Source organism: Clostridium beijerinckii, assembly GCF_036699995.1.
GTDB classification, from domain to species: domain Bacteria; phylum Bacillota; class Clostridia; order Clostridiales; family Clostridiaceae; genus Clostridium; species Clostridium helianthi.
In genome coordinates, this window is record NZ_CP144906.1 from 260,029 (window position 1) to 275,928 (window position 15,900).

11 protein-coding genes and 1 riboswitch are annotated in these 15,900 nt (G+C 30.4%); of the genes, 10 read left to right on the forward strand and 1 reads right to left on the reverse strand.

Annotated elements, in window-relative coordinates:
• The first annotated feature begins 362 nt into the window (after positions 1-362).
• The 5 genes from PZA12_RS01300 to PZA12_RS01320 all read left to right on the forward strand — a co-directional run bounded on the left by PZA12_RS01300 (position 363) and on the right by PZA12_RS01320 (position 6,747).
• A complete protein-coding gene (locus tag PZA12_RS01300) occupies positions 363-1,799 on the forward strand; it encodes an efflux RND transporter periplasmic adaptor subunit (RefSeq protein ID WP_078116910.1) in 1,437 nt (478 codons plus the stop codon).
• A gap of 5 nt (positions 1,800-1,804) precedes the next feature.
• Positions 1,805-2,542, forward strand: a complete 738-nt coding sequence (locus PZA12_RS01305) for an ABC transporter ATP-binding protein (protein WP_026886617.1) — start codon at positions 1,805-1,807, stop codon at positions 2,540-2,542.
• Positions 2,533-3,807, forward strand: coding sequence for an ABC transporter permease (locus PZA12_RS01310; RefSeq protein WP_078116911.1), 1,275 nt, complete (start codon positions 2,533-2,535; stop codon positions 3,805-3,807). Before PZA12_RS01305 ends, PZA12_RS01310 begins: the two co-directional genes overlap by 10 nt.
• A gap of 366 nt (positions 3,808-4,173) precedes the next feature.
• A riboswitch (SAM riboswitch) is annotated at positions 4,174-4,292 on the forward strand.
• A gap of 136 nt (positions 4,293-4,428) precedes the next feature.
• A complete protein-coding gene (locus PZA12_RS01315) occupies positions 4,429-5,577 on the forward strand; it encodes a trans-sulfuration enzyme family protein (RefSeq protein ID WP_078116912.1) in 1,149 nt (382 codons plus the stop codon).
• A gap of 33 nt (positions 5,578-5,610) precedes the next feature.
• Positions 5,611-6,747 (forward strand): trans-sulfuration enzyme family protein, encoded by a 1,137-nt coding sequence (locus tag PZA12_RS01320; RefSeq protein ID WP_103698144.1) that lies wholly within the window; start codon positions 5,611-5,613, stop codon positions 6,745-6,747.
• 185 nt (positions 6,748-6,932) lie between these two features.
• Here the strand turns inward: PZA12_RS01320 and PZA12_RS01325 are convergent, their stop codons facing one another.
• The gene (locus PZA12_RS01325) at positions 6,933-7,418 is read right to left on the reverse strand and encodes a MarR family winged helix-turn-helix transcriptional regulator (RefSeq protein ID WP_077837246.1); all 486 of its coding nucleotides are present in this window, start codon (positions 7,416-7,418) and stop codon (positions 6,933-6,935) included.
• A gap of 349 nt (positions 7,419-7,767) precedes the next feature.
• Here PZA12_RS01325 and PZA12_RS01330 point away from each other — a divergent pair, with 349 nt between their 5' ends.
• From PZA12_RS01330 to glmS, 5 genes are all read left to right on the forward strand, one after another.
• Entirely contained in the window at positions 7,768-9,177 is a 1,410-nt protein-coding gene (locus PZA12_RS01330) for a PTS mannitol transporter subunit IICB (protein WP_078116914.1), read from the forward strand.
• A gap of 538 nt (positions 9,178-9,715) precedes the next feature.
• Complete coding sequence (locus tag PZA12_RS01335; protein WP_078116915.1) at positions 9,716-11,767, forward strand: BglG family transcription antiterminator; 2,052 nt, start codon at positions 9,716-9,718, stop codon at positions 11,765-11,767.
• Entirely contained in the window at positions 11,767-12,207 is a 441-nt protein-coding gene (locus tag PZA12_RS01340) for a PTS sugar transporter subunit IIA (RefSeq protein ID WP_011967596.1), read from the forward strand. Before PZA12_RS01335 ends, PZA12_RS01340 begins: the two co-directional genes overlap by 1 nt.
• 1 nt (position 12,208) lies before the next feature.
• A complete protein-coding gene (locus PZA12_RS01345; RefSeq protein ID WP_078116916.1) occupies positions 12,209-13,354 on the forward strand; it encodes a mannitol-1-phosphate 5-dehydrogenase in 1,146 nt (381 codons plus the stop codon).
• 665 nt (positions 13,355-14,019) lie between these two features.
• Positions 14,020-15,846 (forward strand): glutamine--fructose-6-phosphate transaminase (isomerizing), encoded by a 1,827-nt coding sequence (gene glmS / locus PZA12_RS01350; RefSeq protein ID WP_011967598.1) that lies wholly within the window; start codon positions 14,020-14,022, stop codon positions 15,844-15,846.
• Positions 15,847-15,900: the final 54 nt, after the last annotated feature.

A 15,900-nucleotide genomic window follows, 5' to 3' on the forward strand; every position in this document is an offset into this window, starting at 1 on the left:
GTGGAATTATTCATAATATGTCTTTAGCCATATTATTGTTACAGAATTGAAAGGTAAATGTAAGGTTTATCAATATAAGAATAATTAAACTTAGGTTATTATATAAGTGATATGACAGGAACTCATTTATATTAAGCTTTTATTTAAGGAAAAATTAATGTTTTATTAAGGGTTATGTTAAAGCATTAGTGATATACTGAGGAATATTAGATTGATAAAGTTACATAAATTCAATATAGTGGAAGTTTGTAAGGGTAGCGTAAGAATTAATGATGCTTAAAGAGTAACATATATATGACAATGTTAGTTAATTACTATTACATGGATAAAAAGGCTGTTAAGAATAGGGGGAAGTTTTAAAAATGCCGAAATTAGATGTGAAAAAGTTAAAACCTAAGGGCATAAGCCTTAAGGGGATGAAACTAAAAAAGAAGCCAAGCAAAAAAGTAATATTAATATGTGCAATATTTATAATAGTTGGAGCTATCATAATAGGAAAGTTTATTATGCCTAAGTCAGCTCCGCAAGTAAAGTGTACAGTTCTTTCTAAGGGAAAAATTGTAAATAGTGTTAATGTTTTGGGAGAAATAAAAAGTAAAGAATCAACTAACATATACAGTACCTTGAACAATCCAGTGCAAGAGATAAAAGTAAAAGAGGGAGATAAGGTTAAAGTTGGAGATGTTCTAGCGGTACTAGATTCAAATGGGTTAGAAAAAGATATTGAACAGGCTACAGCTACAGCAGATGCAACTGAAGCTAATGCTAAGACACAGCTTGATTCAGCTCAAAAGGAATATAATGATGAATTGAATTTATATAATAACAATTCAAATTCAGATATTAAAAATGCAGAAGAAACATTAAGTTTAGCACAAATTACTCTTGATGATAAAGCGAAAATATATGATAAGAATAAAGCTTTATTTAACGCTCAAGCAATTTCAGAGAGCGACTTGAATAAGATAAAGATAGATTATGATACTGCTAAATCAGATTATGAAAAGGCTGTAACAGCTCTTGAAAATGCTAAGGTTAAAGTTGACCAAGCTCTTAATAAGGCTAAAAGTGACTATGAAACAGCACAAACAAACTATAATAATAAAAGCCAGAGAATAGCCATTGAGAAGCAAAAACAGCAGTTAGATGATTGCACTATTAAGGCTACAAGTGATGGGATAATTACAAATGTAAATGCTGTTGTGGGGAATCCAGGAAATGGTGTTTTATTTCAGATCGAAAATTTAGATAATATAGAAATAACTGTACCAATTAAGGAAGTCGATATAGCTAATGTTAAAGTAGGACAGAGAGCAGAGATAAAAACAGATGCAACAGGTGATAAGACTTTTCCAGGAGAAGTAGAAAGTGTTAGTCCATCTGCTAGAAAAGAAGGTGTGTCTGTAAGCACGAGTCAATCTGGGAATACACAATCTCAGTCTCAAGGAACAGGTTCAGATGCAGGCTTTGAGGCAAAAGTTAAAGTTGATAATACAGATGAAAATATGAAAGTGGGAATGAGTGCAAGAGTAAATATCATTACAAATGAAAAATCTGATATTTATACCGTTTCATCAGATAGCATAGTTGAAAATGAAGATAGCAAGAGTATATATGTTGCAGAAAAAAACAGTGAAAAGCCAAATGAATATATAATTAAGGAATTACCAATAGATACAGGACTTGAATCTGACTTTAATGTTGAAATTTCAGGAGAAGGAATTTCAGATGGAATATTTGTAATTGATGATCCTTCAACACATAGGCCTGGAGAGAAAGTTCAAATAAAAGGAAGGTGAGTTCTTTGAATGAAAATATAATAGAAATGAAGAATATTGTCAAAAGCTTTTATGTTGGGACTCCTAATCAATTAAATATTCTTAAAAATATAGATATAACAATAAAAGAAGGTGAATTTGTATCTATAGTTGGTGCATCAGGATCAGGAAAGAGTACTTTAATGAACATTATTGGAGCACTTGACAGGCCAACTTCTGGAACATATTTTTTAGATGGGACTAATGTTAATGAAGAAACAGACAATGGTTTATCAGAAGTTAGAAATAAACAAATAGGCTTTGTATTTCAAACTTATAATTTAATTCCAAGAAGTTCAGCTTTGAAAAATGTTGAGTTGCCAATGCTTTATTATGGAATGAATAGGAATGAAAGAAGGAAAAGATCAGAAGAACTTTTGGAACTTGTTGGAATGAAGGATAGAATGAAACATCTTCCTAATGAATTATCAGGTGGACAAAAACAGAGGGTTGCAATTGCTCGTGCACTTGCAAATAATCCAAGTATAATACTTGCCGATGAACCAACAGGAGCCCTTGATTCTGCAACAGGTAGGATGGTTATGGATTTGTTTCATAAGGTTCATGAATTAGAAGGTAAGACTATAGTATTTATAACTCATAATTATGAGCTGGCAAAAGAAACAGAGAGAATTATAACATTAAGGGATGGAAAGATAATATCAGAAGAAGATAACGACAAGTATGTAAGAAAATTTCCAGATGGTGAAAAGATATGTTTATAAAAGAAAATATATTGCTTGCAATAGCAGGCATAAAATCAAGCAAGATGCGTTCACTTTTAACTATGCTTGGGATTATAATAGGAATATCATCTGTTATAGGAATTGTTTCTATTGGAGGTGCAATTACATCTAAAGTAACAAGTGAGTTGGACAACATGGGTGCAAATAATATGGAAGTTGTCTTAACTGAAAAAAAAGATGATGGAACCTCTGCAGGATTTAATGATGGACCAAGTAAACAGCCAGAAGATAGCGATCTTATATCTTCAGAGCAAATAGACTCATTTAAAGAAATATTTAAGGATAGAATTAGCAGCGTAAGTATAGATGAGACAAAAGGACAGGGAAAGGTAAGGGATGGATATTTATATGCTAATGTAAATACTATTGGAGTAAACGAGGGATACAAAGAAGTTAATAATGTAAAACTGACTAGTGGGAGATTTATCACTGATAAAGATCTTAAAGGAGCGAAAAAAATTGCTATAGTCTCTGATAAACTTATTAATAATATCTTTAAAGGAAAGACTGATCCACTAGGTAAAGAAATTAAGGTTTATACAAAAGATGAAGTTGAAACATATGCAATTGTAGGGGTATATGAATATGAAAATTCTTCACTATTTGGTGGGGGTGGTATGGCATCAGAAAAAGATAGAGTTACTGATTTATATATTCCTGTAACAACAGAAAAAGCATCACAAAAAAACAAGAATTATCAATACTTTACTATTACTCCTAAACAAAATGTTGATGCTCAAAAGCTTGTAAAAGACATGAAAAAATATGGGGAAAAGCTATATAAAAGCAATAAGAATTGGACAATAGATGTTTTTAATAATCAAAGTCGAGCGGCGTCTTTTACGTCAGTGATTAATATGATATCCCTTGGTGTAGCAGTAATTGCAGCCATAGCATTACTTGTAGGTGGAATAGGAGTAATGAATATAATGCTCGTATCTGTTACGGAAAGAACGAGGGAAATAGGAACGCGAAAAGCCCTTGGTGCTAAGAGCAGCCATATAAAGATGCAATTTATAACTGAGTCAGTGATAATATGTTCAATTGGTGGAATGATAGGAATAATATTTGGAATAGGCATGGGAGTAATTGCATGCATAGTATTAAAATCACCAATATCGATATCTATTCCAACAATTTTAATAAGCTTCACTTTTTCAATGGCAATTGGTGTGTTTTTTGGATACTATCCAGCTAAAAAAGCAGCAAGTCTTGATCCGATTGAAGCCTTAAGATATGAGTAAGCAGCATGAAAAAGTAGTAGATAAAAAATAAGGAATATATATTCTAAGAAGTTTAATTCATCGAAGCTCACTTTGAACTAGTGGATAGTAAAAATTAGATATTCTATGATGAATGAATTGTATTATTTAAAACGTATATGTAAAGTATAATTTATGTTATAGAGGTTAAATTAAGAAAGATAGATATTTTAATTTTATTAATAATTAAAATATCTATCTATTTTCTTATTCTGAATAAATTTTAAGATAGGAATAAAACTTTAATAATCTAATTACATAGAAAGTCGATATTTTTACTAATAATTATTGACAAGTCTCTGTAACTATGTATAATTAGTATTAACAAAAAAATATCTGGATAAGTTAATCTTATTAAGAGTGGTGGAGGGACTGGCCCTTTGAAGCCCGGCAACCTGAAAAATTTTTATATATAAATTTTTTCGTTGGTGCTAAATCCTGCAAGAGAATATCTTGAAAAATGAGAGGAATTAAGTTTCGGTAGAACTTATAATATGACTACAAAGTCACTTCTTGTTTTGGAAGTGGCTTTTTTATTAATATTATCTCTGGTATTAGCAATAAGTAATGCATTAAGCAAAGTAAATTTAAGGAGGCAAAATAATGACTTTAAAAAAATCTTTTGAAACAATTGCAGTCAGTGGAGTATCAGGTGGAGATAAAGAAACGGGTGCTATAAGTTTTCCTATATATCAGGCAGCTACATTTAAACATCATGGCCTTAATAATAGCACAGGATATGATTATGCAAGAGCTCAAAATCCAACTAGAGAAGAAGCTGAAAAAACATTAGCTGTTTTAGAAGGTGGAAAATCAGCGATAGGGTTTTCGTCAGGAGTTGCAGCAATTACAGCCTGTATACATTTATTTAAGTCTGGAGATCATATAATCTTATCTGATGATTTATATGGTGGGACATATAGATTATTTGATGATATTTTTAGAGATTTTGGATTAGAAGCTACCTTCATTGATACTACAGTTACTAAAAATATATTAAATTCTATAAAAGAAAATACAAAGGCAATACTTATAGAAACGCCATCTAACCCTATGATGAAGGTAACAGATATAAGAGCAGTTGCAGAAATAACAAAAACAAATAATTTACTGTTAATTGTGGATAATACTTTCTTAACTCCGTACTATCAAAGGCCGCTAGAACTAGGAGCAGATTTAGTGGTTCATAGTGGAACAAAGTTTTTAGGTGGGCATCATGATTTACTTGCAGGATTCATAGTAGTAAATGATGAAGAAATATTAGAAAAACTCAGAAGAATTCACATGTCAACAGGAGCAACTTTATCTCCATTTGATTCATGGTTAATTTTAAGAGGTATAAAGACTTTACATATAAGGTTGGAAAGGTCACAAGAGAATACGCTTAAGATAGCTAAGTTTTTAGAAGGTAATCCTAAAGTAGAAAAGGTGTATTATGTAGGTCTAGAAGGTTTTGAGGGCTATGAATTAAATAAGAAACAATCGACAGGTTTTGGGGCAACATTATCGTTTAGAGTAAAAGAAAAAGAATTAGTTGCCAAGATTTTAGAAAGAGTTAAAGTAATAAGATTTGCAGAGAGTCTAGGGGGAGTGGAGACGTTAATAACATATCCATTTACCCAAACACATTCAGAGATACCGGAAGAAATTAAGCAAAGACTTGGAGTAGATGAATATCTGCTTAGGCTATCAGTAGGAATAGAGAATGTAGAAGATTTGCTAAAAGATCTGGAAAATGCTATAGGAAAATAAAATTTATAATTAAAATAGAATGGGGCGTTAAATATGAATTTTGGAACAAAATTAATACATGCAAGTGGAGATATAGATCCGACAACAGGATCAGTAAGCACTCCAATATATCAGACATCAACATTTCACCAATTTGATATAGAGAATTTCGGAAAATACGATTATGCAAGATCAGGTAATCCAACTAGAGATGTGGTAGAGAAATTAATTGCAGAACTTGAAGGTGGTGAGTGTGGATTTGCATTTGCATCAGGAATGGCAGCTATTTGCTCTGTATTATCAATATTCTCTGCAGGAGATCATGTTATAATATGTGGAGATGTATATGGTGGAACATATAGAGCTACTACAAAATTATTCTCAAGATTCAATATAGAATTCACTTTTGTAGATGCATCAAATATTGATGAAATAGAAAAAGCATTCAAAGAAAATACTAAAGGTCTTTATTTAGAGACACCTTCAAATCCACTGCTAAAAGTTATAGACTTAAGGACAGCTAGTAAATTAGCTAAAGAAAATGGAGCAATAACTATAGTGGATAATACATTTATGTCACCATATTTGCAAAGACCTATTGAGTTAGGAGTTGATATTGTTGTTCACAGTGCAACTAAGTTTCTTGGAGGTCATAGCGATGTTATAGCAGGTCTTGTTGTAACTAAAACAAAGGATTTAGGAGATAGAGTTTATCAAATACAAAATACTTTTGGTGCAGTACTTGGACCACAAGACTCGTGGCTTTTAGTTAGAGGTATCAAAACATTAAAAGTTAGACTAGATGTACTTCAAAAAAGTGCTCAAAAGTTAGCAGAATGGCTTGAATCTAGAGAAGAAGTTGAAAAAGTATATTATCTTGGATTACCTTCTATGGAAGGAAGAGAACTACATTTAGAACAAGCAGATGGAGCAGGTGCTGTATTATCATTTAAATTTAAAACATTTGAAAGAACAAAAATATTTTTAAATAATGTAAAGAATGTAGCGGTGGCTGTTAGCTTGGGTAGTGTTGAAACGATAGTATCATATCCAGCTAAGATGAGTCATGCCTCAATTCCAAAAGAAGAAAGAGAAGAGCTTGGAATAACAGATACATTGATAAGAGTATCCGTAGGATTAGAAGATATAGATGATTTAATAGAGTCATTTAGAGAAGCAATGGAGAAATAAAAATTACAGAGATAAATTATATATAAAAGTTGATGAAAAAGGGTGATTTATATAATCATCCTTTTTTCATGCTTCTGATTAGAGGAATAATTCGATTAAATTTGGTGAAATGAAAGAAATAGAATTAATCGAAATATTATAATTTAGAAAATATACTTTTATATAAGCAAATGATTAGGTAAGTGTTAATTTAATTTTTTTAATATACTTATAAGGTTTATTATAGAATCATCTAATGTAATTACTTCATCATCAGAAAGAGAAGAGATTTTTTCAGCAAAAGAGTTACAAATTGCATTACGGAGAGAATTTAGTAAATCATAAGCTTTTGGTGTTAGCTCAACTCTAAGAACCCTTCTATCATTAGGGTCTGGGTATCTATTAACTAGTTCATAATTAATGAGGTTTTCTATAATTGGAGTCATATTAGATTTTGATATGCCTATATTATCTGCTATTTGAGAAATAGGAGATGAATTACTGTGAAAAAGATAGAATATAACTCTGGCATGTGAAGGAGGAATAGAAAAATCAGAGCAACATTGTTTGCTATTTTCATGCAATGATTGAAAAATTTTAGATATATCTTGTACTTTGAATATATTACTTTGAATAATCCATAAAAAGTTAACTAAGGAATCTGCAACTTTAAATAAATTTTCTTTTTCCATATTAAAACAAATCCTTCCCGAGGTGGTATATTAGTAAATTATAAACTATTGATAAATTGAAGACAATAGATAAGGATTATTGTAATATTTAATATGCTTAATAGGTTTAAAACACTTACTAAGTATATTTTTTTGTTTTGTAAAGATAATAAAAGTATGCTTTCTTTTCGATCATTTTAGGCTATAACCATGTATTTTCAACAGTTTAACATTAACTTTAAATTTGTCATTGAAAACGTAACTCAAATTTGAAGTTGTTTAAATTGAAAAGGTATTCTTCATAGTTTAAGATAGTAAATGAAAGAACTAATAATAAATTATATAAATAAAAATAGATGGAGGTTTTATTATGGAAACTAACAAATCGTCTCTTAAAGGAAGCGTGCAAAGATTAGGTAGTTTTTTAAGCGGTATGGTATTACCTAACATTGGTGCATTTATTGCTTGGGGTTTAATTACAGCTTTATTCATTCCAACAGGATGGATTCCAAATGAATATTTAGGCAAGTTAGTAGACCCAATGATAAAGTATTTATTACCATTACTTATTGGTTATACTGGTGGTAAGATGGTATATGGACACAGAGGTGGCGTTGTTGGTGCAATAGCCACAGCAGGAGTTGTAATTGGTGCTTCTATTCCTATGTTCTTAGGAGCAATGATTATGGGACCTCTTGGTGGATATGTTATCAAGAAGGTTGACCAATTATTTGAAGGAAAAATTCCAACAGGTTTTGAAATGTTAGTTAATAACTTTTCAGCTGGTATTTTTGGTGGACTTGTATCAATCTTAGCGTATACTTGTATTGAACCAGTAGTTACTGCATTTTCAAATGGTTTAGGAAGTTTAGCAACAGTAGTTACAAATATGGGACTTTTACCATTAATAGATATATTTATTGAGCCTGCTAAGATATTATTCTTAAACAATGCAATTAATCATGGAATATTAACTCCACTTGGAGTACAACAGGCGCAAGAAGTTGGTAAGTCAATATTCTTCTTACTTGAAGCAAATCCAGGTCCAGGGCTTGGTATACTTTTAGCTTATACTTTATTCGGAAAAGGAAATGCGAAACAATCAGCTCCAGGAGCTATAATAATTCACTTCCTTGGAGGAATACATGAAATATATTTCCCTTACATTTTAATGAAACCAGTATTAATACTAGCAGCAATAGCTGGTGGAATATGTGCAGATTTAGTTTTTGTATTAACTCATGCAGGTCTTAGAGCAGCAGCATCTCCAGGAAGTATATTTGCAGTATTAACTATGACAGCAAGTGATTCATATTTAGGAGTTTTAGCAGGTGTTGCAGTAGGAACAATTGTATCATTCCTAGTTGCATCAGTAATTCTTAAGGCATCAAAGGACAATGGAGAAGGAGAAAATCTTGAAGAAGCTCAAGCTAAGATGAAAGGTATGAAAGCAGAAAGCAAAGGTGCAAAAGCTTCAGAAACTGCAGTTAATGTATCAAAAGCTGATGTTAAATTAATAGTTTTTGCTTGTGACGCAGGTATGGGATCTTCTGCAATGGGAGAATCTATTCTTAAAAAAGCATTAAAAGATGCTGGAATTACTGATGTTGGAGTTAAGCATTCATCAGTTGATAGCATTCCACAAGAAGCAGATGTTGTATTTACTCAAGAAAACTTAGTTGAAAGAGCAAGAAAATCAGCTAAAACTGCTAATATAATTACAGTTAAGAACTTCTTAGATCGTTCTAAGTATGATGAGTTTATTAACACATTAAAATAATAAGATACTATTAACTAGAGTAGATTTTAGTAGTATAACTTACAGGCATTGGTAAACTGACTGATTTACCAATGCCATTTTTTGATTTGATAAATAGTAGAGATGAGGGTGGATGATAGTCAAACTTTAAATTTGTCATTAGAAATGTATCACAGTTTTGAACTTGTTTGAATTGAAAGGATGTTTCATATAGAGTAATATATATATTGAAAGAAGCAATAATTTATAGTAATTAAATAGGAGGTTTTATTATATAAAACTTTATTTAGACAAAGTGACTTCCAGCTTGAACTTTGGATAAACTGGTAGATCTGATGATAACGTTTATGATACAACGGGTTATTAACTTTAAATTAGCAGTTTTATTTAAGATGTGTGTATTGGATCTTCTTTAATAGGAAAATCTATTTTTAAAAGAATTTAAGAAATTCAAAATCTAATGACATCTGAAGATTCTACTTCAAGTTAAAATTAATTGTTATAGATATGATCAGTCTATCAATATATACAAAATAATAGATAAATCAGGTGAGATATTATGAATAATTTAACGCCTAGACAACAATTCATATTAAGTACAGTATTAAATGAAGGAACTTTTAATATAAAACGGCTTCATAAAGATCTTGACATAAGTGAGAGAACTATTTTAAGAGAACTTTCTTCTATTAATAAAAGATTAAAGAAGAATAGTATAACTATATTTAATGACGAAAATATGAATTTAAGTATTTCAGGTAATAAAGAAAATATAGAGGAGATAAAGAAATCATTAGATATGGTTCCGATTCCTTGGCTATTAAGTAAAGAACAGAGACAAATAGTTATTATATGTGAACTATTAGTTAGTAATGAGCCACTAAAAGCTTCGTACTTTTGTCATAAGTTCAATGTTGTAATGGGAAGTATAAGCCTTGATATAGACAACATTGAAGAAAGGCTAATATCTAAGAATTTATGTGTGATTAGAAAGCGTAGCTATGGGATAAGTATTCAAGGATCAGAGTGGAATAAGAGAAATGCATTAGTGGAGCTATTCTTTGATTTTAAACCTTTTGAAGATTTAATAGCATTTCTTTATGATGAAAAGGTTGATCCGATAGTTAAAACTTTGTTTAACATTGTTTTTGGGAATGAAGCTATCCAATTGGTAAAGGATATATTAAAAGATATAGATTTTGATTATCTTAAAGGAAATGATGTCAAATATTTTAGTTTGTTTATCCAAGTATTGCTATCTATAAAGAAGACAAAAAATGGAGAAATTATATATTTACCTCAAGAGATTAAAAATAGTATATTATCTTTAGAGGAATATAAAAAAATACAATATTTAGGCAGTGTTCTGCAAAAGAATAATATAGATATATGTGAAGATGAACTTGTTTACTTATGTTTATATTTAAGTGATTACAAGTACTTTTTTAACAATAAGCATCTTATAGAATCAGACATTAATTATGAGAATATTGCTAAAGAGGTTACAGAGGAAATATCAACAAAGATATATGTAGATATTACTAAAGATGAGCAGCTAATAAGGGATTTGACTCAGCATTTTAAACAAACATTTTATATGCTGAATTTAGGATTGAAAGTTATAAATCCTTTGATTAATGAAATAAAGGAACATTATTCAGAGTTATATAAAATTATAAAAAATACTTGCAGATTAATATTCTCTAGGTATAATTTTAAGATTCCTCCAGAAGAGGTTGGATATATAACAATGCATATTGCTGTTGCAGTACAAAAGCAACAGGCGATGTCAAAGAATATAAAAGCACTTGTTTTATGTCCAAGTGGCATAGGAACGGCAAGAATACTTTGTAGTAAAGTAAAGTCTATATTTAATGAAATCAATGTTATTGATGTAGTCTCTTTACATGACATTAATAGTATAATTGATAAAAATAAATATGATTTGATCCTATCCACTGTTCCTGTAAACTTGAAAACAAAACATAACCTGATTGTTGTTTCTCACTTTATGACTGAAGTAGATATAGAGAATATAAGTAATTTTATTTCTAACTTTAAAGCTAGTAATAATGAAAGAGAACTAGAATTATTTGCTCAAACAAAAGACAATACAGTAACAAATCACGAATATGAATTAGCCAATACGATGGTTAAGAATTTTCAGCTAAAAAAATCAGATAGTGATTCATTTATTGATTTAATAAATTATATAGTAGATGATATTCACAAGATTGATATTGGAACAGATAAAGAAGTAATAAGGGATCTTATATTTAAGAGAGAGGAAAATGGAAATGTTGTAATTCCGGGAACTCATGTAGCCCTTATACACACAAGAAGTGATACAATAACTTCTCCATTTGTAGGAGTGTATAGAATAAACAACCCTTTATCTATGAAGAGTATAGGATTTTCCACAGAAGATGTAGATACCTTTATAGTAATGTTTGCAAGAAGTACTGAAAGTAATTATATACTTAAGATTCTTGGAAAAATAAGCGTTTCATTAATAGAAAAGAAAGAATTTGTTGAAATGCTAAGACTAAGTAACACTATAGATATTAGAGATTATTTAATTAATATTATAAATAACGAGGAGGAAGACTAATGGAAAAAGGAATTTTAGTAAAAGAAGGAATAGTATTAAATGTTGCGTCAGAATCTAAGGACAAGGCGATAGAAAGAGTTGGTAAACTTTTAATTAATGGAGGATACGTTAAAGACAATTATATAGAGGGAATGAAAGCTAGAGAAGAAGAAGTTACAACTTACATGGGAAATGGGGTTGCTATTCCTCATGGTATGAATGAATACAAGAAAGAAATACTTGAAACAGGAATAGTTATAGCTCAATATCCTAATGGTGTAGACTTTGGTGAAGGCAATACTGCTTATATAGTAATAGGAATAGCAGGAAAAGGCGATGAACATATGGAGATATTATCAAAGATAGCTTTAACTATTCAATATGAAGAAAATGTTGAAAGACTTAGAAAAGCAAAGACACCAGAAGAAATAATGGAGATTATAGAAGAAGGAGAAATGTAATATGAAAGCAATTCAATTCGGTGCAGGAAACATAGGAAGAGGATTCATAGGTGCATTACTTTCAAAAGCAGGATATCATGTAGTATTTGCTGATGTAAATAAAGAAGTAATTGATAAAATCAATGAAGATAAAAAATATACAATACATGTAATGGATGTAAATTGCGAAGAAATAGTAGTTGAAAACATAAGCGGAGTTATTTCTATAAACGATGAAATTTTAGATGAAATAAAAGAAGCTGAAATTATAACAACAGCAGTAGGTCTTGTTGTATTACCAAGAATAGCTCCAACAATAGCTAAAGGAATACAACTTAGAAAAGAAGCAGGAATCAAAACAACATTAAATATAATTGCATGTGAAAATGCAATAAAAGCAAGTTCTCAATTAAAAGCAGAAGTTGAAAAATGTCTAAGCGAAGAAGAAAAAGCTTATTTAGAAGAATTTGTTGGATTCCCAGATTGCTCTGTAGATAGAATTGTTCCACCAGTTAAGAGTGAAAATATTCTAGATGTAGTAGTTGAAAAATTCTATGAATGGAATGTTGAAGAAAAAGCATTCAAAGGAACTATTCCAGCAATTGAAGGAATGAATTTAGCAGATAATTTAATGGCTTATATAGAAAGAAAGCTATTTACATTAAATACTGGTCATGCAATTACAGCATATATAGGAAATTTAAAAGGTTATGGAACAATAGATGAAAGTATAGCTGATGAAAAAATATATAATATTGTTAAGAAAGCAATGACAGAAAGTGGAATGGGCTTAGTAGAAAAGCATAAGTTTGATAAAGAAGCTCACTTCAAATATATAGATAAGATTATTGGAAGATTTAAAAACCCTTATTTAAAAGATGATGTATCAAGAGTTGGAAGAGAACCACTTAGAAAGCTAAGTGATAGCGACAGATTAATAAAGCCACTAATGACTGCTAGAGGATTTGACTTAAGCGTTGACAATTTATTACTAGGAGTAGGTGCAGCATTACACTACAATAATCAAGAAGATACACAAAGTGTAAAACTACAAGAATTAATAAAGGAAAAGGGCGTAAAAGGAGCTATAGCAGAAGTTGCTAATATAGATGATAATGACTTACTAGAAAAGATAGAAAAGGCATATAATGATGTTTTAGCAATATAGAAAGCTCATTTAAGGTGGATAATTATCCACCTTAAATATTTTATTAATAATTTTTAGTGATTTAACATATTAATAATTAATTATCTGAAGATGATTTTGTAACCAAAAAGTAATAATAAAATATATATATAAATATAGACAATTGAAAATAATATGATAAAATAGTCAAAGAGGCATAAATAAAGAAAATAGAGGTGATGAATGGAGAAGAAAGAAAATCTTAAAATCAATAAAAAGCGCCAGGACTAAGTGAGATTTAGTTGAAAGTGAATTTTTAAAGGGTTGGTTTTTATAAAAGGAATTTAGTTAATAGTAAGCTTTGATATAAGTTACGCGAATAGCTAATGAAATCTTTTTAAAGGAAACTCGACTCACATTCGTTCGCTGAGTAAATTCAACTATCCAAATTGAAGATTTGGAGTTTCATTTACGTCGACGAGGTTGGGGAGTATCGAAACTTCGGCGGGTGCCCCACGGTATCGCACTACCGTAAACGACTGGTAAAACTGTGAAGTGATTCACAGGACAAATTCAGTCTGGTGTTAAAACCTTTGTTTTAATTTTAATTTCTAGGATTACTATGCCCTTTTATAATTGTGCTAGGAATAAAGTTAAAAGAAGAATTAAAATTAAATATTATATGAAAAAAGAGAGGAAGAATAAATATGTGCGGAATAGTTGGATATTTAGGAAGTAGATCAGCAAAATCTTTTTTAGTAGATGGATTATCAAAGTTAGAGTATAGAGGTTATGATTCAGCAGGTATTGCAGTTGTTAATGATGGTAAGGTAAGTATCGAAAAGCATAAAGGTCGTCTTACTAACTTAACTGATAATTTAGGACAAGGTAAAGCTGAAGGAACACTTGGTATCGGTCATACTAGATGGGCAACTCATGGAGAACCATCAGATATTAATTCACATCCACACCAAAGTTCAAAGGGAGATATTACTGTAGTTCATAACGGAATTATAGAAAACTATCTAGAACTTAGACAATGGCTTAAAGGAGAAGGATACGAATTTGTATCTCAAACAGATACTGAAGTAATACCAAATTTGATTCACTACTATTATGAAGGAGATCTTTTTAAAGCAGTAGTTAAAGCTACTGAAAGACTAGAAGGAAGTTATGCATTAGGTGTAGTAACTGGAGCAGAACCAGACAAGCTAATTGCAGTAAGAAAAGATAGTCCACTAATTGTTGGTTTAGGACAAGATGAAACATTTATTGCTTCAGATATTCCAGCGATAATAAGCTATACAAGAGATATATATCTTTTAGAAGATAGAGAATTTGTTGTTATAAGCAAAGATGGCGCTAAAATTTTAAGCGCTGATGGAAGTGAAATAAAGAAAGATGTTTTCAAAGTAACTTGGAATGAAGATGCTGCTGAAAAAGGTGGATATGATTCATTCATGTTAAAGGAAATCAACGAGCAACCAAAAGCTATTAGAGATACAATGGCATCAAGATTATCAATGAGCCATGATATCACTTTTGGAGACTTTAAGTTATCAAAAGAGGATCTTAATAATATAGATAGAATATTTATAGTAGCTTGTGGAACTGCATATAATGCAGGACTCATGGGAAGAGTAGCAATTGAAAAATTAGCAAGAATTCCAGTTGAAGTTGATATAGCATCAGAATTTAGATATAAAGACCCATTAGTAACTGATAAATCCCTTGTAATAACATTAAGTCAATCAGGAGAAACTGCTGATACATTAGCGGTTCTTAGAGATTGTAAGAAAGCTGGAGCTAAAACTTTAGCTATAACAAATGTTGTGGGAAGTACAATTTCTAGAGAAGCTGACGACGTATTATATACAATGGCAGGTCCAGAAATTGCAGTAGCTTCTACTAAAGCATATACAACACAAGTTGTTGTTATGTATATGATGGCAATGTATTTCAGTGAATTAAAGGGATTAATGACTAAGGAATTAGAAAAAGAGTTAAAAGAAGCATTATTATTAGTACCTGAAAAAGTTCAAGTGATTTTAGATAAAGCAAGTGAAGTAGAAGAAATTGCAAATCTTTTAACTGATGAAACAGATGTATTCTATTTAGGTAGAGGTGCTGACTATGCATTATCTATAGAAGCATCATTAAAGCTTAAAGAAATTTCATATATTCATTCAGAAGCATATGCTGGTGGAGAATTAAAACATGGAACAATTGCTTTAATAGAAGAAGGAACTAAAGTAATAGCATTATTAACTCAAAAATCATTAAGAGAAAAAATGGTAAGTAATATAGTTGAAGTTAAAGCTAGAGGAGCAGAAGTAATTGCAATTGCTTACGAAAATGATGTATTAGATGAATCAATTTTCGATAAAGTAATTAGGATTCCAGAACTTCTTAACTTAGTTTCACCAATAGTTGCTGTAGTTGCATTACAACTTTTAGCTTACTATACAGCTAGAAATAAAGGTTGCGATATAGACAAGCCAAGAAACTTAGCTAAATCAGTAACAGTTGAATAATTTAAAACAATTTATATTGAGCATGAAGAAAGCAGGGGCAATCCTGAATCTTCA

Coding starts and splice junctions, on each gene's coding strand:
- PZA12_RS01310 (WP_078116911.1), top strand. CDS start 2,533: ATGTTTATAAAAGAAAATATATTGCTTGCAATAGCAGGCATAAAATCA.
- PZA12_RS01340 (WP_011967596.1), top strand. CDS start 11,767: ATGGAAAAAGGAATTTTAGTAAAAGAAGGAATAGTATTAAATGTTGCG.
- PZA12_RS01320 (WP_103698144.1), top strand. CDS start 5,611: ATGAATTTTGGAACAAAATTAATACATGCAAGTGGAGATATAGATCCG.
- PZA12_RS01300 (WP_078116910.1), top strand. CDS start 363: ATGCCGAAATTAGATGTGAAAAAGTTAAAACCTAAGGGCATAAGCCTT.
- PZA12_RS01325 (WP_077837246.1), bottom strand. CDS start 7,418: ATGGAAAAAGAAAATTTATTTAAAGTTGCAGATTCCTTAGTTAACTTT.
- glmS (WP_011967598.1), top strand. CDS start 14,020: ATGTGCGGAATAGTTGGATATTTAGGAAGTAGATCAGCAAAATCTTTT.
- PZA12_RS01315 (WP_078116912.1), top strand. CDS start 4,429: ATGACTTTAAAAAAATCTTTTGAAACAATTGCAGTCAGTGGAGTATCA.
- PZA12_RS01345 (WP_078116916.1), top strand. CDS start 12,209: ATGAAAGCAATTCAATTCGGTGCAGGAAACATAGGAAGAGGATTCATA.
- PZA12_RS01335 (WP_078116915.1), top strand. CDS start 9,716: ATGAATAATTTAACGCCTAGACAACAATTCATATTAAGTACAGTATTA.
- PZA12_RS01330 (WP_078116914.1), top strand. CDS start 7,768: ATGGAAACTAACAAATCGTCTCTTAAAGGAAGCGTGCAAAGATTAGGT.